The organism is Saonia sp. (assembly GCF_056326165.1).
Map to the genome: position 1 here is coordinate 82494 of NZ_JBWFBN010000010.1, position 23417 is coordinate 105910.

Below are 23417 nucleotides of genomic sequence, written 5' to 3' on the forward strand. Positions count from 1 at the left end.
GGTGGGTTTTGTTTTTAAATAAAATAGGAAGCTCTTTTATAGCATTTCTATATCTTTGATAAAACTGCTTACATGGATAAAATTTTGGTTGCAAAAGACGTTACCAAACGATTTGGAAACCACACTGCCCTTAACAAAGTTTCTTTAGAAATTCCAAAAAATAGTATATACGGTTTACTTGGCCCCAATGGGGCTGGGAAAACTACATTGATACGTATTATTAACCAAATTACATATCCAGATGAAGGGCAAGTTTTGTTTGATGGAAAACCCTTGGAACCCCAACATATATCTATGATTGGTTACTTGCCAGAAGAGCGGGGATTGTATAAAAGCATGAAAGTTGGAGAGCAGGCTTTGTATTTGGCCCAACTTAAAGGGCTAAGTAAAACCGAAGCAAAAAAACGTTTGAAGTTTTGGTTTGATAAGTTAGAAATAGGGGATTGGTGGAACAAAAAGGTGCAAGAATTATCAAAAGGAATGGCGCAGAAAATACAGTTCATTGTAACTATACTTCATGAACCTAAATTATTGATTTTTGATGAGCCTTTTAGTGGTTTTGACCCCATTAATGCCAATATTATAAAAGACGAAATTTTACAATTGAAAGAAGGTGGAACCTCTATTATTTTTTCAACACATAGAATGGAATCTGTTGAGGAGTTGTGTGAGTATATTGCTCTAATTCATGAGTCTAATAAAATTTTAGATGGCAAATTATCTGATATAAAAAATGCATATAAAAGTAATATTTTTAAAGTAGGTTTAAGGACAGAACATGGTGAAGGGTTCATAAAAGAACTTATAGATATATTTGATATATCAATGCCGAATTATGTACAGGAAGAAAATCAGCTTGACTTTAATATTCAATTACCTTCACCAGAAACAAAAGAGCTTCTAACTTATTTAACATCTAAGGCGAATATTAATCATTTTGAAGAAATAATACCATCGGCCAATGATATTTTTATTCAAACCGTTCAAAACAAAAATTTAAATGGATAAATTGTGGCTCATCATAAAACGAGAGTATTTGGCCAAAGTTCGTAACAAATCCTTTGTTATCATGACTTTTTTAAGCCCTATTCTCATTGTGGGGATGATAGTACTTATTGCATATTTAGCTAAAATAAATGACAATGAGGTACGTGTAATTAGTATTTTAAATGAGAGTAATTATTTTTCCAATGAATTTAATTCCACGGAGGCTACGTCCTTTGTGAATTTTAGGAATATTACTTTGGAAGAGGCTAAAGATTCTACAGCAAGTCTGGGGTACTATGGTTTAATTCATATTCCAGCAATGGATAATCTAGAAGTAGTTGCCAATAATTCTTTCTTTTATAGCAAGGAAACACCAAATACTTCTGTTTTAGATAAATTGGAGGATATTTTTCAAGCAAGGCTGCAGAAAAAGAAGCTTCAAGATTTAGGAGTTTCAACTGAGGATTTTGCTAAGATTGAAAGTGGATTTGAAATAAATACAGCTACTTTTTCTGGTGAACAAAACTTAAAAGGACTTACAGAAATGAAGGCCATAATTGGCGGTGCTTTTGGATATTTGATCATGATGTTTATTATTATCTATGGTGGTTTTGTAATGCGAAGTGTTATAGAGGAGAAAACAAGCAGAATTATTGAAGTAATCATTTCTTCTGTAAAACCCTTTCAATTAATGCTGGGAAAAATTATCGGGACTTCTTTTGCAGGCGTCACTCAATTTGCTATTTGGATTGTCTCTGCTTCTTTATTGCTTTTAGCTGTAGTTTACTTTTTTGATATTGATTTAGGTGGAGTAGGTACAGCACCCAATCTTCCTGTTGATACAGCCTCTACCATTGAATCGGCTCAGTCCAATGGCAAGATGCAGTTGTATATTAATGAACTGGTAAAAATCCCTTGGTTTATGCTCATTTCCTTTTTTGTGGTCTACTTTGTATTGGGATATTTAATTTATAGTTCCATTTATGCGGCCATAGGTGCAGCAGTGGATAATGAGACGGATACCCAGCAATTTATTTTTCCAATAATTCTTCCATTAATGTTGGCCATTTATGTTGGGTTCTTTTCGGTTTTTAGCAATCCACATGGGCCTATAGCCGTAGCATTTTCATTGTTTCCATTGACTTCACCAATAGTTATGCTAATGCGTTTACCTGGTGGAATTGGTGAAGGTGGAGTGCCTTTATGGCAATTGTTAACATCAATTGTTTTGTTAATTGGTACCTTTATGGGGATTGTTTGGTTGGCAGCAAAAATATACAGAATAGGCATTTTAATGTATGGTAAAAAACCAACCTATAAAGAATTGATTAAATGGTTGAGATACTAAAGTATGATACAAGAGGAACCAAATAAAGTAATGGAAGTTCTTGAACAGGATGTTTGGGCTGGCATAAAAGATTTCCTCAATTGGGGTATACATATAGGTGAGGGGGACAAATCTATACATGTTACTATTGGTCTTTTGTTATTGCTCACTGTCGCTTTTGTTATTACTGCTTTTGCCCTAAAATTACTTAGAAAGCTGTTCACAAGAAAAATGGATCAAGATGATAAACTAAAGTTTGTCAGCGTCTTTAAATTCATTCAGTATGTGGTTTATGTAGTAGTTGTTTTAATAACCATGCGAACTGCGGGGATAGATATTACCATCCTACTTACAGCTTCTGCCGCCCTTTTTGTTGGTTTAGGACTGGCACTTCAGGAATTATTTCAAGATGTTATTGGTGGTATTTTTATCATAGTTGATAAATCTTTAAGTGTGGGGGACATTATTGAAGTTGATAATAGGGTTGGCAAAGTGTTTGAAATTAAATTGCGAACCACCAGAGCTATCACTAGAGATGATAAAGTTATTATTATTCCCAATCATAAATTCATAAGCGATACCACATATAATTATACCCAAAACCATAAAACTACCAGGGAAACTGTAAAGGTAGGAGTCGCTTATGGAAGTGATGTTACTTTAGTTACTCAAATTTTAGAGGAGGTAGCCAATGAGCAAAAAGGGGTTTTAAAGAATCCAAAACCTATAGTACTATTTGATGATTTTGGGGATTCTGCGCTGCTTTTTTCCCTCAATTTTTACACAAGTGATAGTTTTTTAGATTTAAGGATAAAAAGTGCATTGAGATATAAAATTGATGCTAAATTCCGTGAAAATAACATTACCATACCTTTTCCGCAACGGGATGTGCACGTATTTCAAAATAAAATTTAAGTTCTTTAAAAGAATAAGAACTATTGGCACGTTTATAGCAAGTAAAAAAATAAAGATTTAAAGCAACAAGATGTCAAAAATATTAGTAATAGAAGATGAATCGGCCATTAGAAGGGTCTTAGTCAAGATTTTGTCTGAAGAGAATGATTCTTATATAGTAGAAGAAGCTGAGGATGGACTCAGAGGGATAGAAATGGTAAAAAAGGAAGATTATGATTTAGTGTTGTGCGATATAAAAATGCCAAAAATGGATGGTGTTGAAGTCTTAGAAGCTGCAAAAAAAATAAAACCTGAAATTCCTTTTATTATGATTTCTGGGCATGGCGATTTGGACACAGCGGTAAATACCATGCGCCTAGGTGCTTTTGATTATATATCTAAGCCACCAGATTTAAATAGACTTTTAACTACGGTCCGTAATGCGGTGGATCGTAAAGTGCTTGTTGTTGAGAATAAGATTCTTAAAAAGAAGGTAAGCAAGAATTATGAAATGATTGGGGAAAGCAAAGAAATCTCAGTCATTAAGGATATTATTGAAAAAGTGGCTCCAACGGATGCCAGAGTTTTGATTACTGGATCCAATGGAACTGGAAAAGAATTGGTAGCTCATTGGATTCATGAAAAAAGTCCGCGTAGCAGTGCACCTTTTATTGAAGTGAACTGTGCGGCAATACCATCAGAATTAATAGAAAGTGAACTATTTGGCCACGTTAAAGGTGCTTTTACCTCTGCGGTAAAAGATAGAGCTGGCAAATTTGAAGCGGCAAACAAAGGAACTATTTTTTTGGATGAAATAGGTGATATGAGTCTTTCTGCCCAAGCAAAAGTTCTTAGGGCTTTGCAGGAAAGTAAAATTTCTAGAGTGGGTACGGATAAAGATATCAAAGTAGATGTACGAGTTGTTGCCGCCACCAACAAAAACCTTAAACAGGAAATTAAAGATGGAAAATTCCGTGAGGATTTATATCATAGACTTGCAGTTATCTTGGTGAAAGTACCTGCATTAAATGATAGAAGGTCTGATATTCCATTACTGATTGAACATTTTTCTAAGAAGATAGCTTCTGAACATGGTTCAATTGTAAAAGTATTCTCTAATAAGGCAATAGAATTACTTAAAAGCTATGATTGGACAGGAAATATTAGAGAGTTAAGAAATGTGGTGGAACGATTGATTATTCTTGGAGGTAATGAGGTCACTGAAGAAGATGTAAAACTTTTTGCTAGTAAATAGAAAAATTAATTTTCGCATTGTACCAGCTCTTCCAAAGCATTTTTTGTAATTTCTTTGGTTCTATAATTATAGTACCTTTTTGCTTCAGATAAATTGGGTCTTAGAAGTTCCTTTTCACATTCATCATATATTTTAACTGCCATTGCCCTAGCTTCTTTGCAATTTATGGTTTGCACCACTTCAGACAATGATTTTTCATATTTAAGCAAAATACTGTCTATTTTTTTCTGAAGAGGATCATCGGCTGCCAATCCTATTGAAGGTGACATTTTAATGTTTTCAGCATTCATTGCCAATAGAATATTGGAATTTTTGCTTTCATCTAAATTATATTTCTCTAGTTCCCTTAAACTTTGGCCAATAGTCTCATATGCCTTGGTCAATAAACCTTTAGAAATTTTAATTGAATCTACTTTTGTAGCTTTAATTAAGTTGTCAAGACTTTGGGAAATAAGTTCTTTTGAAGAAGTGCATCCACATATATTAAGTTGCTCTTTAGATTTTTCAATACCATTAATTGCTTTATAGGAGAAGAATTTGGAAAGACTCAATTCCTCAGCTTCAATAGCCTTTAATGTTTGCTCTTGTACATATGCAATGTTGGTGCCTGCAAAGTCACACGCATTGAATTTTTTATAAGAATATAAAAGGAATGTACAGCATAGTAGGAATGCTAAGCAACTCTTTTTCATGGTATTAAGGTTTGGAACAGTAAAATGCCTTGGCAGATTACGTACAGTAAAAATAAAGGAGAAACGTCATAATAAATTATTTTGTCGATAAACTACTGAGCAAATGGTTAAATGTCACAATATGAGTATTTTGTAGTTTTACATCTGTTTTTTGTTACATTTTATCGGAACTTCCTTAAAAAATTTTATATTCAACCTATGAAGAAAGTAGATATAAAAAACTTTAAGGTAGATGGTGTATTAACATTGTCTAACTATAACACCTATGAGGATTTAGGAGCAAATGACAAGGAGCTAAAAAAAGTGCTGGAAGAAACCCGGGAGGATTTAGGAAAGTTTCAAGACACCTTGTATGCCCATAGTAAATATAGTGTGTTGATTTGCCTTCAGGGGATTGATACTGCTGGGAAAGACAGTCTTATCCGAGAAGTTTTTAAAGACTTTAATGCCCGTGGGGTAGTAGTACATAGTTTTAAGGTTCCCACGGAGCTAGAATTAAAACACGATTATATTTGGAGACATTATATTGCGCTACCAGCAAAAGGAAAATTTGGAGTATTTAACCGCACACATTATGAGAATGTTTTGGTGACAAGGGTGCATCCAGAGTATATATTGGGAGAGAACATTCCTGGAATCCATACTGTAGAAGATATTAATCAAAAATTTTGGGACAAACGCTTTGAGCAAATCAACAACTTTGAAAAACACATTGCTGAAAATGGAACTATTGTTTTTAAATTTTTTCTACATCTTTCTAAAGAAGAGCAACGCCAAAGGCTGCTAAGAAGATTGGAATTACAAGAGAAAAATTGGAAGTTTTCTCCTGGAGACTTAAAAGAAAGACAGTTGTGGGATAAGTATATTGAATGTTATGAGGAAGCAATTGAAAGGACATCCAAACCACATGCTCCATGGTTTGTAATACCTGCGGATAATAAAAAAGCAGCTAGGGTTATTGTGGCATCTATTATGTTACAAGAGTTAAAAAAGTATGAAGATATTAAGGAACCTGAGCTAGATGATGAAATAAAAGCTAATTTAGAGGACTATAAAAGAGAACTGGAAAACGAAAAAGAATGAAGAAATTATTGATTCTGCTCCTATTGGTGGCAATGCAGGGTTTTTCCCAAACAGATGATGAAAAGCAAATAAAAGCCATTTATGATGCAGCTTTGACCAAAGGAAAGGCATATGATTGGTTAAACTATTTATCAAACCAAATAGGAGGTAGGCTTTCTGGGTCTGTGCAAGCCCAACAGGCGATTGATTATACAAAATCCCAGTTGGATTCCTTGGGCTTGGATAGAGTTTGGCTACAACCTGTTAAAGTACCTAAATGGGTGAGGGGCACTCCTGAATTTGCCTATATAGAAACAAAACCAGGGCTCACAAACAATGTCCCAATTTGCGCATTAGGAGGCTCAGTGGCCACTCCTTCGGGAGGAATAAAAGCAAATGTTATAGAGGTTAAGGGAATAGAAGATTTGGCTGCTTTGGGAAGAGAAAAAATAGAGGGAAAGATAGTCTTTTACAATCGCCCTATGGACGCAACACTTATTAATACCTTTCAGGCGTATTCAGGCTGTGTAGACCAACGTTATTCGGGAGCAAATGAAGCGGGAAAGTATGGTGCAGTTGGTGTTATTGTTCGTTCTATGAATCTAAGATTGGACAATTTTCCACATACAGGTTCTATGGGGTACGGTGATACAGCAGATTATAACAGAATTCCAGCTGCTGCAATTAGTACCAACGGAGCTGAATTATTGAGCAATACCTTGAAACTAAACCCAAATATAAAATTCTATTTTAAGCAGAATTGTAAGCAGTTTAATGATGTAGATTCATTTAATGTTATTGGCGAAATAAAAGGGAGTACCTATCCAAATGAAATTATGGTTGTAGGCGGGCACTTGGATTCTTGGGATTTAGGAGATGGTTCTCATGATGATGGTGCTGGCTGTGTGCAAAGTATGGATGTCCTTAGGCTATTAAAAGAATCAGGTTATAAACCTCAGCGCACTATTAGAGTTGTATTGTTTATGAATGAAGAAAATGGAATGCGTGGAGGTAATAAATATGCTGAAATTGCTAAAAGCAAAAAAGAAAACCATGTATTTGCGTTGGAAAGTGATGCTGGAGGATTTACGCCGAGAGGCTTTTCCTTTGATTGTTCTGATGCCAATTTTGAAAGAGTAGAAAATTGGAAAAAATTGTTTGAACCCTATTTAATACACCAATTCATAAGAGGTGGTGGTGGCGCTGATATTGGTCCATTAAAGAATAATGATATTGTATTGGCTGGATTGCGCCCAGATTCCCAACGCTATTTTGACCATCATCATGCAGAAAATGATACGTTTGAGCATGTGAACAAACGGGAGCTTGAACTTGGTGCCGCTACCATGACAAGCTTAATTTATTTGTTTGATAAGTATGGTACCGTTCCGCCAGTAAAGATTAAGGGTTGATTTTTTTTTTGTCTAAACTCTAAACTCTAAACTCTAAACTCTAAACTCTGAACTCTGAACTCTGAACTCTGAAGATTTTCAACCGAAATCCCTACCTTTGCCCCTCATTTTAACAAAGTAAACATGCAAGACGGAATCTACGCAAAATTCAATACATCAAAAGGAGAAATATTAGTAAAACTTACTCATGATAAAACCCCTGGAACAGTGGGTAATTTTGTGGCATTAGCTGAGGGAAATATGGAAAACTCCATAAAATCGCAAGGAAACCCATATTATGACGGATTAAACTTTCATAGGGTAATTCCAGATTTTATGGTACAAGGAGGATGTCCGTTAGGAACAGGAACGGGTGACGCTGGCTATAAGTTTGATGATGAATTTCATCCAGAATTAACTCATGATGGACCAGGAGTGTTGTCTATGGCAAATGCAGGCCCAGGAACAAACGGAAGTCAGTTTTTCATTACACATATTGCAACACCATGGTTAGACAATAAGCATACTGTTTTTGGACATGTGGAGCATGGACAAGAAGTAGTGGATGCTATTGCGCAAAATGATACCCTAGAAACTTTAGAGATAGTTAGAGTTGGTGCAGAAGCAGAAAGTTGGAACGCCATTGAAGCCTTTAGAACTTTTGAGGGTGCAAGAGAAAGAAGAATCGCGGAGGAAAAAGAAAGAGCCGAAGCCGAATTGGATAAAGTAGCTGCTGGTTTTGATAAAACTGAAAGTGGTCTTAGATATAAAATGATTCAGAAAGGAAGTGGCGTAAAAGCAGAAAAAGGTAAAACGGTGTCTGTTCATTATGAAGGCTCTTTAACAAACGGACAAGTATTTGATTCTTCCTATAAAAGAAACCAACCTATAGATTTTCAATTAGGTGTTGGCCAGGTAATTTCTGGTTGGGATGAAGGTATTAGTTTATTACAAATTGGTGATAAGGCACGTTTTGTAATTCCTTCCCATTTGGGCTACGGTAGTGCTGGTGCTGGTGGGGTAATTCCCCCAAACGCAACTCTAATTTTTGATGTGGAATTAATGGATGTTAAATAGGCCTAAATTCAATAGAAAATATTTTAAAGCTTCCTAATAAGGAGGCTTTTTTTATTTAGCTTTATTAACACTAGTTATAAGAAGTACAAAGTTAATAACTATTAAAAGCAAGAGTATAGAAAAAAAAGTATTCATTTTTATTGGGGTCAAAGGTTTGGGGAAAATTATCCCTTTGATATATAAACAACTTGGCAGAAAAAAACCCTACTAATTTCAACGTTTTTTTGTCTGGTTAACGCTTAGAGCGAGCAATAATAGATTGATAGCCAATAATGATAAAAGAATTCCAAGAAATGTAATCATATGGTTAATTTTAATTGGGGAACTTTAACCGTTTCGTATAAGATGATAAAAAGGTGAGGGGTTGCGTAAAAAGTTAAAAAAAATGTTAAAGTATTGATTTTCAATCGATAAATAAAAATAAAAAAAAGCCCAAACATTTGCTTGGGCTTTGCGCTATAAAAAAGTTGTTTGTACCTAGTCTACTACCTTCACATTAACGGCGTTCAATCCTTTTTTACCTTGTTGTAGTTCAAATTCTACAACGTCACCTTCACGTACTTCGTCGATTAAGCCAGAAATGTGTACAAAGTGATCTTCTTGCGAACCATCTTCAGTGATAAAACCATATCCTTTGGAATCGTTGAAGAATTTTACTGTTCCTTTACTCATAATAATAAATATAAAATAATTAATTAAAGTGCGAAAGTAATATTAAATTATTGGAAATCAGAGTTTTTTTAAAATTATATTATTTTATCCCTAAAAGCTTAACGTTGTCCCAACATACTATTTGTATGTTATTTTATTGTAAATAACTCAATAGTAAAGTCCAATAATTCTGTACCACCAACTTTGCCGTGTCCAGGAATAATAGTTTTTAGATTAGGGTGTTTTTCTATCAATTTAGTTACTGTACGTGACCAATCATTGGTATTGGCATCTTCTAAATTTCCTTTATCGGCCCCAATTTCTTTTATTAAACACCCTCCAAATAGTACTTCATCATGTGGAAAATATGCTACCACATTATCCTTTGTATGGCCTTCTCCAAAAAACTCTACCATGATTTTTTTATCATCAATCAGTAATTCTAATGAATCATTAAATCCTTTTTTCGGTAATGATTTATTTTGCAATTTGGCAAGATCAATAGTAGTATTGTTTGCATATGATGTAATGCCTTTTTGATGGAATGTCTCCAACCCAGCCAGACAATCAATATGAAAATGTGTTGGAATTATAGCTTTAACTTTGCTATGTAACCCACTTTCACTTTCCACCCAATTAATCAATTCATTTGATGCATCAATATTTGTTGGTGTATCAAAAATTATAGCTTCATTATTATTTATTGCAACCATACCGTTGCATGGTACTAGGCCAAAATCTCTAGTATCTAGATATGAAACATGTTGGTATATATGGGCAGTTATTTTTTTAACCTCTAAAGTTCCAGACTTGTAATCTTCAGCTTTGTTAGAGTTTTTTTTGGATTGGCAACTTAATACTAAAAGAAAAATGGCAGAAAATAAGGTATACTTTGTCATGAAAAATATAAAAAATGAAAAGCCTCTCTTATTGAGAGGCTCTCTTTTAAGTACAATATGTTTATGCTGTTGGATCTGGTGTCATTCTTAAGTAAGGTTTTACTTCTGTAACACCTTTTGAAAATATTTTTTTTGCATCTTCTATAGCTATTGCTGGGCTTACGACTACATCTTCTCCGTGGTTCCAGTTGGCAGGTGTGGCTACTTTGTGGTATGCTGTTAATTGTAAAGAATCAATAACACGCAATAATTCATGAAAATTTCTACCTGTTGATGCTGGGTATGTAATAATTAGTTTTACCGTTTTGTCCGGAGCAATAATAAATACTGAGCGTACCGTTAAGTTGTTATCAGCATTTGGATGAATCATATCATACAAATTGGATACATTTTTATCTTCATCAGCAATAATTGGAAAATCTACCTTAGTGTTTTGGGTTTCATTAATATCTTGAATCCATTCATTATGAGATACAGCCCCATCAACACTTAGAGCCATCATTTTTACATTGCGCTTGGCAAATTCGTCTTTAAATTTTGATGCAGTCCCTAATTCTGTAGTACAAACAGGTGTAAAATCTGCTGGATGAGAGAATAAAATTCCCCATCCATCACCTAAATAATCATAGAGATTAATCATTCCTAAGGAACTGTCAGCTGTAAAATCCGGAGCTATATCGCCCAATCGTATTGTCGCCATTTCTTTATTTTTAAGATTAAAATTAATTGTCCCTTAAAGTTAAGGGATATTACTTAAAATCTCTTTCTTGAAGGTTAAAAATGTATTAAAGTTTAGTACTTTTATATGGTGAAGAATTTAGATTTAGAACAATTAAAATACCCTATAGGACATTTTGAATGTCCTGAAATTATTACGGAAGGTGATATTGTTGACTGGGTTGCCATTTTAGAGCAGTTTCCACATAGATTGGAGCACATGATAAAACCACTTTCTTATGACCAATTAGAAACTCCTTATCGCCCAGAGGGTTGGACAGTGAGGCAGGTAGTTCATCATATTGCTGACAGCCACCACCATAGTTATACCCGTTTTAAATGGTCGCTTACAGAGGAAAAACCTTTGATAAAAGCGTATGAAGAAAAAGATTGGGCTGAAATTTTTGATGCAAAATCGGCCCCAGTTTCACTTTCCTTGGAATATATTAAGGCGCTACATGCAAAAATGGTATATCTCTTGCGAGGACTTTCGGAAGAAGAAATGGAGTTAAGTTACTTACATCCTGAAGGAAATCTAGAGGTAACTGTAAAAGAGAACATTGGTAAATATGCGTGGCATAGCAACCACCATTTTGCCCATATTGAAAATTTGTTAAAAAGAGAAGGCTGGCTATAAAGAAGTTAGTTTTTAATCCATTTAATATTGCAACCAATACTTGGCATTTGGACTGGATCAATAGGATTTCCCAATAACAGGGCATTAATGGCATTTCTAAGGTCAGTCCCAGTTACAGGAATTCCATTTTCAGGTCTGGAAGAATCCAACTGACCTCTATAGACCAATTTTAACTCAGCGTCAAACAAATAAAAATCTGGAGTGCAAGCAGCGTTATATTTTTCAGCTACCTCTTGGGTTTCATCATATAGATATGGGAAACTAAAACCTTCTTCTTTTGCCATTTCTTTCATTAAATGAGGGGCATCTTGGGGATAATTTTCTACATCATTACTGCAAATGGCTGTAAAGCCAATTCCTTTGGTCATATAATCTTTACCTAATTGGGTTAATTCTGCATTTACATGTTTTACAAATGGACAATGATTACAAATAAACATAATCACTGTGCCTTTACGACCCTTTATTTCTTGAAGCTCCAAAAAGGAATCCGATACTGTATCAAAAAGATTAAAGTCTGGTGCCACTGTACCAAGAGGTAACATATTACTTGGAGTTCTTGCCATTTATACTAAATTTTGGAAGTGATAAAATTAAGGTTTTTATACATTTAAAGGAATCATTTCCTTATCTCTGGTATAAAACAAATTGTTAAATTATAATACAAATGACTTATATTGTATTGTTTGAAATGTAAATTTTAGTAGTTGGTAGACCAAATTATTGACAATGTTCATATAAATTTTAGTCCAGAGGCTCTTTGGGTCATGAACTTGGCATTGGCTTTTGTAATGTTTGGAATTGCGTTAGAAATTTCGGTTTCGGATTTTAAGCATTTGTTTAAAAGTCCAAAATCGGTTTTTGTTGGTGTAATTAGTCAGTTTTTATGGCTTCCTTTAATTACTTTTTTTTTGGTTTGGTTAATAGAACCAATACCGAGCATAGCATTGGGAATGTTTATGGTTGCTGCTTGTCCTGGGGGGAATGTTTCGAATTTTATTACACATTTGGCAAAGGGTAATTCAGCTCTTTCAGTAAGCCTTACGGCCATAGCCACTTTACTGGCAATTTTTATGACTCCGTTGAGCCTGCAGCTATGGGGTTCCTTATATGAGCCCACTAATTCAATTTTAAAAACAGTGTCTATTTCTTCTTGGGAAATGATAAAACTAGTGGCTCTTTTGCTAGGTATTCCTCTAGTATTGGGAATGTGGTTAAATTATATTAGGTCAAAATTGGCTGCAAAGCTCGCAAAAGTGCTAAAAATTGCCTCACTATTATTTTTTGTAGCGCTAATTTTTATTGCTCTATATAACAATAGGGAAATTTTTAAGGATTATGTGATTTATGTTTTTTGGATTGTTCTTCTTCATAATTTTTTAGCTTTCTTCACAGGTTTTTCATGGGCAAGATTAATGGGGCTTTCACAAAAGGATAGAAAGAGTATCACCATAGAAACTGGAATCCAGAATTCTGGATTGGGATTACTTTTAATATTTACTTTTTTTGATGGTCTAGGAGGTATGGCTATTCTTACTGCATTTTGGGGCATTTGGCATTTAGTTTCTGGACTGGTATTAGCTGCCATATGGGGATACAGACCAAGTGAGGAAAAAAAACTGGCATGAAAAAGGTTGGTTATTATTTATTTAAATGGTGGATAGGTATTGGTCTTTGTTACTATTTTTCCACGATTAAAATTCATGGGCTAGAGAATATTCCCAAGAACAAACCAGTCCTATTTCTTGCCAATCATCAAAATGCGTTACTAGATGCTCTGCTAGTGGCAGTTTTTTGTAAAAGAAAACCTTATTATTTAACACGTGCCAGTGTTTTTAAAAGTCCAATTGTAATATCACTGTTGAATTTTTTACAAATGATACCTATCTATAGAATAAGAGACGGTATAAATTCCCTAGCAAATAACGATGTCATTTTTGAAAAATGCTCGGACTTATTAAGGGAAAATGAGCACATCCTTATTTTTCCTGAAGGCAGCCATAATATTAAGAAACGCGTTCGCCCGCTAAGTAAAGGTTTTACCAGAATCCTTTTTAGAGCCATGGAAAAGCAACCAGAATTGGATATTAAACTAATTCCCATTGGTATAAACTATATAAAGGCTGATAGCTTCCCAGATAGTACAGCATTATTTTTTGATAAAGAAATTTCTCTTTTAAACCTATTTGATAAGAACAAATTGCCAGAGTCCATCAATAAAATTAAGAAAGCCGTATCTGATAGTTTAGAGAACACGACTACCCATATTGATGATGAGGAGAATTATCATTCAATTTTACATAAGTTAAATTCAATGAAGGTTGATTATTTAGAACCTTCTTCTGTTAATACGATTTTAACCAATAAAGAAGTTAAAGAACACAAAAAGAAGCGTAAAAACTTGCTTTCTGGGTTGTTAAAAGTCTTGTTTATAGCTCTTAATATTCCTTTTTTAATTCCATGGAAATTATTTGTAAAACCAAGAATAAGGGAAATAGAGTTCTTAAGCACGTTTAGGTTTATGTATGCACTTCTATTTTATCCTATAATTTATCTGATGTTGTTCCTCTTTTTAGAAAAAATTATAGGATACGACCTAGTATTCATAGTACTACTAGGTCATATCCTATTTAATAGAATGTATATTAAATTATATCCTTTTACTACATAATCTGACCAAAGAAAATGGCATTCATAAGTAGTTTATTTGTGCCATACCAAAAGGCTCTAAAATTTGTATTATCAGTAAAAGCAATAACCCTGCCTTTGCCCATTCGCTTTACTTGAAATGGAACTGAGTTTTTGATAAGTTCCAAGTTTTCTTCGGAGATATATCCGCTTAAAAGAGGGTTGTTGGTATATGTAATAGGGTTGTCGTAACTATCCTTATCAGGTTTAATATATACGTTGGTATTTCTGAATAGGGCAAGTTTGTCATTTTTATAACCATAATTAATTGGATGCGTGCGGTCTAATTTGGTTTCAAAAATGGCACCGCCCGTTACCTGTGCGCCATGGAAATCACCTTTTTGTTCAAAGGAGACATTCTTCACATCCAAAGTGTCTTTCTTAAATTCCAATTTCATAAACTCATTTTTACTAAGCCATTCAGCCACATTTCTATATCCTATGAGTGTACCACCGTTTTTTACCCATTCCTTTAGTTTATCTGTTCCACTTTTATTTAATGCCCCCCGACCCCATGAACTTGGAATAATGATATCTGTGTACTTACTTAGATCAATATTGCTAAAATAATTAGCATCTATTTTGGTGATTTTCATGTCGTAACGTTGGTCAAACAAATGCCATATTTCACCCGCATCATAAGAACGAATTCCATTACCCACCAAAATCGCTACTTTTTGCTTTTTAATAGGATCAAAATCATTACTTCCCAAATCTATTCCTGTCGTATGTCCTGTAGCTACAGCTTTAATGTTAATTTTGCTTTCTTGGGCTACTTTTGTTAAAAAGTCATAAAGTTCTTTTTTGTCCAACTTTTGATTTTGAACAGGAATCATAATGGTTCCATAGTCATATTTTATTCCATCTAGGGTAAATTGCCCTTTGGCAACTTTTGCTCTGATACCTTTATTTACAATCTTGTTTAAAGCTTTTGGAGTGTAATATTCGTGCCATTCAAATAAATAGGCATAATTACTTTGCCTATCTACAGTACCCGTCAAAGGGGATAAAGATGTGATTTCTGACCCTGCATTGGTAAGAGAGTTAACCTCAGTATAATCAACATTAAAAGCCAAGGGAAAGGTCCAAGCAGAAATGTCATAGAAAATACTATCCGTGAACGTAGTTCTCTTTTCAAACATTGCCTTTATCAAATTTGGATTTTTCTGATTCATGGGAACCACATAACTACTTCCCTTTTTAAATGCTTTTCCAGCAATGGTCACATCATTTTTTAGTTCATTGAATTTAATTTTATGTCGATTCAAAATTTCTGCTAAGTGCCATGTTTTAGATGCATCCTTGCTATCCCCAAATATGATTGCTTTGGATTTAGAGCGAGCAGCTTCATCCCTCATGCCCTTGTAAAATCCTTTCTGATAGTCTAAAATTTTTCCACGCATATTTTTAGCTGCTTCAATTGTGGATAAGGCTGCGGTAAACTGATTTCTTATGGTAAACGGAAAAGTCAAAAGACCATTCTCTGTTTCTTGAATATGCCCCCTTGAGCTTCCTTGTTCAAACAAAATACCAATGCTGCCATTTACATCTGGAAAAGTTGAGCCTTTTCCATAATAGTAGTCATCATAATTTTCTTCCGAGTAATATAATGAACCCAATTTGTCAAATGCCTTTATATGATAGGAGCCTATTTCGGCAGTAAGCTCTTGGTTTAATTTTGGAGTCAATGGATGTACTCTTGTAGGTTCTCCTGGTTGAAAAAAGAAAGTAGAATTGCTACCCATCTCATGATGGTCTGTTAAAATATTTGGCAACCATTTGTGAAAGGTATTTATACGAGCTCTACTCTCTGGTAATTGAGCTGGGAGCCAATCTCTATTTAGATCAAACCAATAATGATTTGTTCTTCCTCCTGGCCACACTTCATGATACTCTCTTTCGTTATTATCTGGATTAAGATTGTTACTCTTATTTGTATTTGCCCAATAAGCAAATCGCTGTAAACCATCTGGGTTAAAAGATGGGTCCATTAGAATTACGGCATTATCTAGGGTTTCTTTAATTTCTGGTCCTTCTGCAGCTGCTAAATAGTATGCATAGGCTAGACCAGCATTTGCTCCACTTGGCTCGTTACCATGTATGGAAAAACCTTGGTAGACTACAATGGGCATATCGCTGGTAGACAAACTATTTGCACCACTTTCCGAAAGAGCCAGATGGTCGGTTCTAATTTTTTCTATGTTTTTGTGGTTTTCTGGAGATGTGACAGTTAATAATAATATGGGTCTGCCTTCATATGTTTTCCCTCTATTTTCTATAGTGATACGGTTACTTGCCTTTGCTAATGTCTGCATGTAAAACATAAGCTTATCATGAGTAACATGCCATTCTCCCACTTCATGGCCAATAATGTCTTTGGGAGTTGGGATATCCTTATTATAGGTAATATTTTGTGGTAAGTAATAATTTAAATCAAAAGATTCTTGGGCGGTAATTGTTAATGATATACCCAATGCTAGATAAAATAATAGTTTTCTCATAGATGTTCAGTTATTTAGTTTAAAACAAAAACGACCCTTAAAATAAGGGTCGTTTTATAATTTTATTATGAAAAGGAGAAATTAGATGTCATCAAAATCGACATCTGTAAAACTTCCTGTAGAAGGCTCTTCCCCATTTTCAACAATGTTATCTTCTTTCTTAAAATCTTTTTGGTGACGCTCAGAAATGACCTCAACCCCCTTTTCGTCAACAATATAATCCATCATTTCGTTCATTAACTCACGAAAAGCACTAAAATCCTCTTTGTAAAGATAAATTTTATGTTTCTTGTAATGAAATGATCCATCATCATGTGTAAATTTTTTACTTTCTGTGATAGTTAAGTAATAATCACCTGCTTTGGTACTTCTTACATCAAAGAAATATGTTCTTCTTCCAGCCCTTAAGACCTTAGAATATATTTCCTCTTGATCCATTAAATCTTTTTCACTCATTTTATATAGTTATAGTTAGCGGGGGTATCTAGTTAATCTTTCAAAATTGTAAAAAAAAAGTTACTCTAACAACATTTTTCTAACTTTCTTTCTCCGATAATTGATCATAATGCAATTGTTTGTAATAACCTTCCTCATTCAGTAAAACCTCATGTTCTCCTTCTTGTAAGATTTCCCCTTCATTTAAAACAATGATTTTATCGGCATTTTTGGCAGAAGAAACTCTATGGCTTACAATCAAAGTTGTTTTGTTTTTTGAGACCTTCTTTAGATTATTTAATATTTCTTCCTCAGTTTCTGTATCAACTGCCGACAAGCAATCATCAAACAAATAAATTTCTGGATTTTTAATAAGCGCACGAGCAATGGAGACTCTCTGTTTTTGTCCACCACTCAAGGTAATACCTCTTTCGCCCAAAATGGTTTCATATTGTTTGGTGAACTCCATAATATTATTATGTACTACGGCCATTTTTGCCACTTTAATTATTTCCTCGTTGGTCGCATTTTCTTTTCCAAATCTAATATTGTTTTTAATGGTGTCAGAGAAAAGAAAAGCATCTTGCGGCACAACCCCAACACTTTTTCTTAAACTATTTAGGTTTAATTCTTTTATATTAATATCATCAATTAAAATCTCACCAGAAGAAGTATCATACAGTCTAGCAATTAAATCCAAAATGGTTGATTTTCCAGACCCAGTCTTGCCAAGAATAGCGACTGTTTCCCCCTCATTTATAGTGAATGATATATTTTTTAAAGCTGTAATATTGGTATCTTCATAGGTAAATGAAACATTCTTGAATTCAATTTTCCCATTTATAGGTGTCTCTTTTTCAACTTCATTTTTAATGGTAGGTTGTTGTTTTAGAAATTCGTTTATTCGTTCTTGTGAGGCCTCTGCACGCTGAACAATAGAGGTGAGCCACCCAACAATAGCCACCGGCCATGTAAGCATATTTACATAGAGTATAAACTCCGCAATGGTTCCAATTGATGTTATCTCACCGTTGATGTATTGTTTTCCACCAATGTAGATTACAAATATGTTGCTAATACCAATAAGGAGAATCATTAAGGGGAAGAACCATGCATTTACCTTTGCCAAGTCCATGCTTTTATCTTTTCCTTCTATTGCAAGTGCCTGCACTTCTTTATTTATTTTCGGCTCCAAACCATATGCCTTTATGATGGAAATTCCTGAAAACGATTCTTGCGTAAATGTAGATAGGGTAGATAAAAACTCTTGGACCTTAGTACTACGCAGATGTATTATTTTACTTATTTTATAAATAAGAAACGATAGAATTGGAAAGGGAGCAATTGTATACAGAGCCAATGTTGGCGCTGTAATAAACATCCATGGAATAAGGCATCCAAAGAGAGTAAGAGCATTTAAACCATACATTACGGCAGGACCACCATACATTCTAACTTGCCCCACATCTTCACTGATACGGCTCATTAAATCTCCAGTTCTATTTTTTTTGTAAAAATTTAGATTAAGGGATTGGTAGTGGTCAAACACCTCATTCTTTAAATCATATTCTATATAACGAGATACATTGATAATTGTCTGGCGCATTAAAAAGGTGAAGATTCCTGAAAGAATTGTTGTCCCCAGAATTATTAGAATGTACTCTAATAAAAGGTCCTTTGCTTCAGATTTCGCAATTGTATTAGCTACAAATCCTTCTACCACTTCAAAAGATTTTCTAACGTAAGAGGGCATTACTAATGAAAAAATGCGGGCAATTATGGTGATAATAACACCCAATAAGAGCTTCACCCAGTATTTCTTAAAATATTTGTTTAGGTGTTTAAGTTCTTTCATTCAATAGTTGGGTAGTGATAAGTTTCTGGTTGTACAAAGGCATCAAATATAGCAGTTTGATGGTTAATAAAATGTTATAAAATTTATAAGATTGTAAAAGGAACACCTATGATTATAAATTATAACACTATTTTTGCGCCTACGTTTAACATGTTCTAGCAAAAGTTCTTTAAAATGCTTACAAGAAGGCATATTCGGGTTAAAGTAATGCAATGTATTTATGCACTGACCCAGTCCCAAGATGATTCATTAGAAAAACAGGAAAAGTTTTTAAAAGTAAGTATAGAGAACATGTACTCCCTCTATTTGTTGATGCTGAGTTTGTTGATTGAAGTACGGCAATTGGCTGAAAACAATGTGCACCTTTCCTCAAAAAAATATTTGGCAACAGCATCTGACCAATATCCTAATCAAAAAAAGTTTATAGAAAATGCGTTATTGACGTTGTTGGCCAATAATAAGACCTTAAAGGATACACTTTCCAAAAAGAAATTGAAGAATTGGTACTTAAATGAAGAGTATGTAAAAATTGTTTATAAAGAAGTTGTAGGAAGTAAGTTATATAACAATTACATGCTTTCCGCCGAGAGTAGTTTTGAAGATGATAAAGAGTTTATAGTTGAGCTGTTTAAAAATGTAATAGCTCCCAATGAAAAAATCTACGACTATTTTGAGGATGATAAATTAACATGGGTTGATGATATTCCTATCGTAAACACTTTTATTCTAAAACAAATAAAGAAAACAAAAAAAGAACAAAGCGAGTCTTTTTTCCTTCCTAAACTATTGAAAGATCAAGAAGATATGGAGTTTGCCCAAAAATTATTGACCAAAACATTGTTGAACAATTTGGAATGGGAAAATGAGATTGAAGGAAAAACACCAAATTGGGACAAAGACCGTATTGCGGAGGTAGATTCTATTTTGCTTAAAATGGCAATATGCGAATTGTTAAATTTTTCTTCCATACCAGAAAAGGTAACAATTAATGAATATTTAGAGATAGCCAAGGAATATTCTACACCTAAAAGCAGCATATTTATCAATGGAATTTTGGACAAATTGGTGAAGGAATATAGGAGTGACGGAAAGTTAAAAAAAGTAGGTAGAGGATTGTTATAAATAAATTTTGTTAATTTTACATCAAAGTAAAAAAATCAAATCCATGAAAAAAACAAGTATAGTATTGGTGCTAAGCTGTTTGGTGGTTCTTTTTTCCTGTAAGGAAAAAGCATCCAGCAAGGTTAACGTAGCCAATGTTGAAGTTGCTTCGCAAAGAGATGAAGCTGCTAAAAGTTTACCAATTATGACTTTTGATAAGTCCGAGCACGACTTTGGTACAATAGACCAAGGAACACCTCAAGAAACTGTTTTTGCATTTACAAATACAGGTAATGCTCCATTGATTATTACTGATGCAAAGAGTACTTGTGGCTGTACAGTCCCAGATTACCCAAAGAACACGCCAATAGCTCCAGGAGAAACTGGTCAGTTAGTGGTAAAGTTTAATGGTTCTGGTCAAAATCAGGTAACAAAAGCGGTTACTGTAACTGCAAACACAGAAAAAGGTTCAGAAATTTTAAGAATAAAGGCATTCGTAACTCCAAAAGCAGGAGCTACTCCAGCAGCTGGTCCTTTAAAAGTTAGCAAATAAGACATATGTTAGAACAATATCCATTTCTTCCACTGATTTTAATATTTGTAGTGGCGTATTTTTTTATGATTCGCCCGCAGATGAAAAGACAAAAAGATGAGAAGAAATTTGCGGAAGCTTTAAAAAAGGGTGATAAAGTAATTACTAGAAGTGGTCTTCATGGCAAGGTTGTAGAATTAAATGACAAGGATGCGTCTTGTGTTCTAGAAACTATGGCTGGCCGACTTAAGTTTGACCGTTCCGCCATTTCTATGGAAATGAGTAAGAAATTGAATCCTGTAGAGAAAAAATAAGCGTTCTCTTATTAATATTAAAAAACAGCAATCCAACGGATTGCTGTTTTTTTTGTTTAACAGTTGCGGTATTTATCATTAAGGCCAATGCCTTCCTTTATCATTGGGGTTATTTTTTGTAGCCTGGTAATTTTGGTTTTTTCCTGCTTAGCACCATCAATGTATTCACAATATTCTCTTTGTTTTGAAGGAGATAAATTGTCAAAGCTATTTTTAAAATTAGTATCAGAATTTATTGCTTTCATAAGCAGTGGGGGAATTACAACACTTTTTTTGGTCGTTTTTTTTGGGGTGATGGTCAATCCTTTTTTTTGATTTTCCATGGCTTCTTGCATATAGGCTAAAACGACCATTTCATTTAGTTCGTCATTAGAATTGAATCTCCAATGTCTCATGCCTTGCGTTTTTCCTTCTTGAGCATTGCTCAAAACTTTTTTTTCGTCCTTTAAAAAGACTCCGTTAAAAAACCAAATGCCAAAATGGTTTTTAAACTTACAAATACTCAACACATTTTTATTGTTTAGGGTATAAGTGGGGAAGTTCCATTTATAGGTTTCTTCTAACCCGGATTTTAGTGCCAATTCGCGTAAAACGGCAATGCTTTCTTTAAAAGAATGGTTTTCTTCATAATAAGAGGCTACTTTTTCTAACTTATCCATAGGATTCCTATTTGCTTGCCACAAGTTCGCAAATTTTAACAATAACATCAACAGCTTTTTGCATACTTTCTACAGGAACATATTCATATTTACCATGAAAATTGTGTCCGCCTGCAAAAATGTTTGGGCAAGGCAATCCCATAAAACTTAATTGGGAGCCATCTGTACCACCTCTAATAGGTTTTATAATGGGTTTTATACTTACCGCTTCCATGGCTTCTTTGGCAATCTCTACAATATGAAAAACAGGTTCTATTTTTTCTCTCATATTAAAGTATTGGTCCTTTAGTTCCAATGTTATACAACCCCCATGTTTCTCATTTAACTGCTCTGTAATTTTATGAAGCATTAATTTTCGTTCTTCAAATTGGTTTTTGTCATGGTCTCTAATAATCATCTCAAATTCAGCATTTTCAACGTCCCCTTTTATATGGTGAATATGAAAAAAACCTTCTCTACGCCATGTAAGCTCTGGCACTTCTCTCGGTGGCATTAATTCAATAAATTCATTAGCAATACCAATTGCATTCACCATTTTTCCTTTTGCATAGCCTGGGTGGACACTTTTTCCTTTTATACTGATTTTTGCTCCTGCGGCATTAAAATTCTCATATTCCAATTCTCCAATTTGACTGCCATCCATAGTATATGCCCATTCTGCATCAAATTTTTCTACATCAAACTTATGAGCCCCTCGACCAATTTCTTCATCTGGAGTAAAACCAACACGAATTTTCCCATGCTTAATTTCCGGGTGCTCAATTAAATATTCCATGGCAGTCATAATTTCTGTAATACCCGCCTTATCGTCCGCTCCTAAAAGAGTGGTGCCATCTGTTGTTATAATAGTTTGGCCTTTATATTGAAGCAAGTCTTCAAAATAATCTGGCGACAGTACAATGTTCTCTTTTTCATTCAGAACTATATCTTTCCCGTCATAATTTTTTATAATTTGAGGATTTACATTAGTTCCCGAAAAATCTGGTGAAGTATCAAAATGCGAAATAAAACCAATAGTTGGTACTTCTTGGTCTATGTTGCTGGGGAGCGTGGCCATGATATATGCGTTGCTATCAATGGAAACCTCTTTCATTCCCATTTGCTTTAATTCCTTTGCCAAAAGATTGGCCAAATCCCATTGTTTTTTTGTGCTGGGAGTAGTATTGCTACTGGCATCACTTTGGGTGTCAATGGTTACATAGCTTAGAAAACGGTCAATGAGTTTTTGCATTGGGATAATTTTTAACCAAAAATAATGTTTATATAAGTGTTATTTTTATCCTCAGAACAAATACCTATTAAAATGAGCCTTCCCAAAATTATTACTCCCCTTATTTTTTGTTTGTTGATGTCTTTTTTTGGGAAATCTCAAGATTGTACCTTAAATATTGGTGGCAAGGATGATGAAATTATTATAAGTATTTTTCAATTAAATGAAGAGCAACAGACTAAGTTGCAAGAGTGGGGAGGAGAGTTACAGGTGAAAAACAAGATTTTAGAGGACAAAATGCAAACCCTGTTAGATACTCACCCGCAAAGCAAGCCTGAAGATGTTATAATAATGGGTGAGAAATACAGAAAATTAAAAGATGAATTTGTTGCCAATTCTAGGGAATATGACATAAAGTTAATTACCATATTTAATGAAAAACAATATGAACGCTACATAATGTTGTGTAGGGAGGCTTTTCGTAGACCTTTGAACAGAAATATGGTTGTTCCAGAATAAAAAGTAGGATTGGG

General features: G+C 34.1%; 24 protein-coding genes. 14 read left to right on the forward strand and 10 right to left on the reverse strand.

The genetic code is table 11. From position 1 onward, the window contains the following. Nucleotides 1–72: 72 nt before the first annotated feature. The 4 genes from AC000W_RS10400 to AC000W_RS10415 all read left to right on the forward strand — a co-directional run bounded on the left by AC000W_RS10400 (nucleotide 73) and on the right by AC000W_RS10415 (nucleotide 4463). Nucleotides 73–1008 carry an ABC transporter ATP-binding protein gene (locus AC000W_RS10400; RefSeq protein ID WP_474748094.1) on the forward strand — a complete coding sequence of 312 codons (936 nt, stop codon included), beginning with the start codon at nucleotides 73–75 and terminating at the stop codon, nucleotides 1006–1008. Then, the gene (locus tag AC000W_RS10405; protein ID WP_474748095.1) at nucleotides 1001–2335 is read left to right on the forward strand and encodes an ABC transporter permease; all 1335 of its coding nucleotides are present in this window, start codon (nucleotides 1001–1003) and stop codon (nucleotides 2333–2335) included. Before AC000W_RS10400 ends, AC000W_RS10405 begins: the two co-directional genes overlap by 8 nt. Before the next feature lie 3 nt (nucleotides 2336–2338). Continuing rightward, a complete protein-coding gene (locus AC000W_RS10410; RefSeq protein ID WP_474748097.1) occupies nucleotides 2339–3229 on the forward strand; it encodes a mechanosensitive ion channel family protein in 891 nt (296 codons plus the stop codon). A gap of 70 nt (nucleotides 3230–3299) precedes the next feature. Next, nucleotides 3300–4463, forward strand: coding sequence for a sigma-54-dependent transcriptional regulator (locus tag AC000W_RS10415; protein WP_474748098.1), 1164 nt, complete (start codon nucleotides 3300–3302; stop codon nucleotides 4461–4463). 5 nt (nucleotides 4464–4468) lie between these two features. On the opposite strand, the gene AC000W_RS10420 is transcribed toward AC000W_RS10415, so the two are convergent. Beyond that, nucleotides 4469–5155, reverse strand: coding sequence for a Clp protease/crotonase-like domain-containing protein (locus AC000W_RS10420; protein WP_474748099.1), 687 nt, complete (start codon nucleotides 5153–5155; stop codon nucleotides 4469–4471). A 198-nt stretch (nucleotides 5156–5353) separates the two neighbouring features. On the opposite strand from AC000W_RS10420, the gene AC000W_RS10425 reads away from it, so the two are divergent. From AC000W_RS10425 to AC000W_RS10435, 3 genes are all read left to right on the forward strand, one after another. After that, the gene (locus AC000W_RS10425; RefSeq protein WP_474748101.1) at nucleotides 5354–6238 is read left to right on the forward strand and encodes a PPK2 family polyphosphate kinase; all 885 of its coding nucleotides are present in this window, start codon (nucleotides 5354–5356) and stop codon (nucleotides 6236–6238) included. Further along, a complete protein-coding gene (locus AC000W_RS10430; protein ID WP_474748102.1) occupies nucleotides 6235–7629 on the forward strand; it encodes a M20/M25/M40 family metallo-hydrolase in 1395 nt (464 codons plus the stop codon). Before AC000W_RS10425 ends, AC000W_RS10430 begins: the two co-directional genes overlap by 4 nt. Nucleotides 7630–7752: 123 nt before the next feature. Next, nucleotides 7753–8685, forward strand: a complete 933-nt coding sequence (locus tag AC000W_RS10435; protein ID WP_474748104.1) for a peptidylprolyl isomerase — start codon at nucleotides 7753–7755, stop codon at nucleotides 8683–8685. A gap of 477 nt (nucleotides 8686–9162) precedes the next feature. Here the strand turns inward: AC000W_RS10435 and AC000W_RS10440 are convergent, their stop codons facing one another. The 3 genes from AC000W_RS10440 to AC000W_RS10450 form a co-directional block, all read right to left on the reverse strand. After that, nucleotides 9163–9357, reverse strand: a complete 195-nt coding sequence (locus AC000W_RS10440) for a cold-shock protein (protein ID WP_167965546.1) — start codon at nucleotides 9355–9357, stop codon at nucleotides 9163–9165. A gap of 128 nt (nucleotides 9358–9485) precedes the next feature. Then, nucleotides 9486–10235, reverse strand: a complete 750-nt coding sequence (bla, locus tag AC000W_RS10445) for a subclass B1 metallo-beta-lactamase (RefSeq protein ID WP_474748106.1) — start codon at nucleotides 10233–10235, stop codon at nucleotides 9486–9488. A 61-nt stretch (nucleotides 10236–10296) separates the two neighbouring features. After that, nucleotides 10297–10935: a peroxiredoxin gene (locus AC000W_RS10450; RefSeq protein WP_474748107.1), complete on the reverse strand. Its 639-nt coding sequence runs from the start codon at nucleotides 10933–10935 to the stop codon at nucleotides 10297–10299. A gap of 105 nt (nucleotides 10936–11040) precedes the next feature. Between AC000W_RS10450 and AC000W_RS10455 the strand changes: the two genes are divergently transcribed. Then, complete coding sequence (locus AC000W_RS10455) at nucleotides 11041–11589, forward strand: YfiT family bacillithiol transferase (protein WP_474748109.1); 549 nt, start codon at nucleotides 11041–11043, stop codon at nucleotides 11587–11589. A gap of 5 nt (nucleotides 11590–11594) precedes the next feature. Here AC000W_RS10455 and AC000W_RS10460 read toward each other — a convergent pair whose 3' ends face one another. Continuing rightward, nucleotides 11595–12155, reverse strand: coding sequence for a thioredoxin family protein (locus AC000W_RS10460; RefSeq protein ID WP_474748110.1), 561 nt, complete (start codon nucleotides 12153–12155; stop codon nucleotides 11595–11597). A 141-nt stretch (nucleotides 12156–12296) separates the two neighbouring features. On the opposite strand from AC000W_RS10460, the gene AC000W_RS10465 reads away from it, so the two are divergent. Both AC000W_RS10465 and AC000W_RS10470 read left to right on the forward strand, forming a co-directional pair. Next, nucleotides 12297–13217 (forward strand): bile acid:sodium symporter family protein, encoded by a 921-nt coding sequence (locus tag AC000W_RS10465; protein ID WP_474748111.1) that lies wholly within the window; start codon nucleotides 12297–12299, stop codon nucleotides 13215–13217. Continuing rightward, nucleotides 13214–14260, forward strand: a complete 1047-nt coding sequence (locus AC000W_RS10470; RefSeq protein WP_474748113.1) for a 1-acyl-sn-glycerol-3-phosphate acyltransferase — start codon at nucleotides 13214–13216, stop codon at nucleotides 14258–14260. Before AC000W_RS10465 ends, AC000W_RS10470 begins: the two co-directional genes overlap by 4 nt. On the opposite strand, the gene AC000W_RS10475 is transcribed toward AC000W_RS10470, so the two are convergent. The 3 genes from AC000W_RS10475 to AC000W_RS10485 all read right to left on the reverse strand — a co-directional run bounded on the left by AC000W_RS10475 (nucleotide 14253) and on the right by AC000W_RS10485 (nucleotide 19068). Beyond that, entirely contained in the window at nucleotides 14253–16778 is a 2526-nt protein-coding gene (locus tag AC000W_RS10475) for a M14 family zinc carboxypeptidase (RefSeq protein WP_474748114.1), read from the reverse strand. The genes AC000W_RS10470 and AC000W_RS10475 overlap by 8 nt on opposite strands. Nucleotides 16779–16859: 81 nt before the next feature. Continuing rightward, on the reverse strand, nucleotides 16860–17234 hold the full coding sequence (locus AC000W_RS10480) for a PUR family DNA/RNA-binding protein (RefSeq protein ID WP_474748116.1): 375 nt from the start codon (nucleotides 17232–17234) through the stop codon (nucleotides 16860–16862). Nucleotides 17235–17313: 79 nt separating this feature from the next. Further along, nucleotides 17314–19068 carry an ABC transporter ATP-binding protein gene (locus AC000W_RS10485; protein WP_474748118.1) on the reverse strand — a complete coding sequence of 585 codons (1755 nt, stop codon included), beginning with the start codon at nucleotides 19066–19068 and terminating at the stop codon, nucleotides 17314–17316. A gap of 174 nt (nucleotides 19069–19242) precedes the next feature. Here AC000W_RS10485 and nusB point away from each other — a divergent pair, with 174 nt between their 5' ends. The 3 genes from nusB to yajC are packed head-to-tail and all read left to right on the forward strand — an operon-like array spanning nucleotide 19243 to nucleotide 21015. Then, entirely contained in the window at nucleotides 19243–20190 is a 948-nt protein-coding gene (nusB, locus tag AC000W_RS10490) for a transcription antitermination factor NusB (RefSeq protein ID WP_474748119.1), read from the forward strand. 43 nt (nucleotides 20191–20233) lie between these two features. After that, complete coding sequence (locus AC000W_RS10495; protein ID WP_474748120.1) at nucleotides 20234–20722, forward strand: DUF1573 domain-containing protein; 489 nt, start codon at nucleotides 20234–20236, stop codon at nucleotides 20720–20722. A gap of 5 nt (nucleotides 20723–20727) precedes the next feature. Continuing rightward, complete coding sequence (gene yajC / locus AC000W_RS10500; protein ID WP_474748122.1) at nucleotides 20728–21015, forward strand: preprotein translocase subunit YajC; 288 nt, start codon at nucleotides 20728–20730, stop codon at nucleotides 21013–21015. 56 nt (nucleotides 21016–21071) lie between these two features. On the opposite strand, the gene AC000W_RS10505 is transcribed toward yajC, so the two are convergent. Together AC000W_RS10505 and pepT are read right to left on the reverse strand one after the other, a co-directional pair. Continuing rightward, nucleotides 21072–21674 carry a YdeI/OmpD-associated family protein gene (locus tag AC000W_RS10505; protein WP_474748123.1) on the reverse strand — a complete coding sequence of 201 codons (603 nt, stop codon included), beginning with the start codon at nucleotides 21672–21674 and terminating at the stop codon, nucleotides 21072–21074. Between the two features lie 7 nt (nucleotides 21675–21681). After that, nucleotides 21682–22905: a peptidase T gene (gene pepT, locus AC000W_RS10510; RefSeq protein WP_474748125.1), complete on the reverse strand. Its 1224-nt coding sequence runs from the start codon at nucleotides 22903–22905 to the stop codon at nucleotides 21682–21684. Between the two features lie 72 nt (nucleotides 22906–22977). Here pepT and AC000W_RS10515 point away from each other — a divergent pair, with 72 nt between their 5' ends. Further along, nucleotides 22978–23403 (forward strand): hypothetical protein, encoded by a 426-nt coding sequence (locus AC000W_RS10515; RefSeq protein WP_474748126.1) that lies wholly within the window; start codon nucleotides 22978–22980, stop codon nucleotides 23401–23403. Nucleotides 23404–23417: the final 14 nt, after the last annotated feature.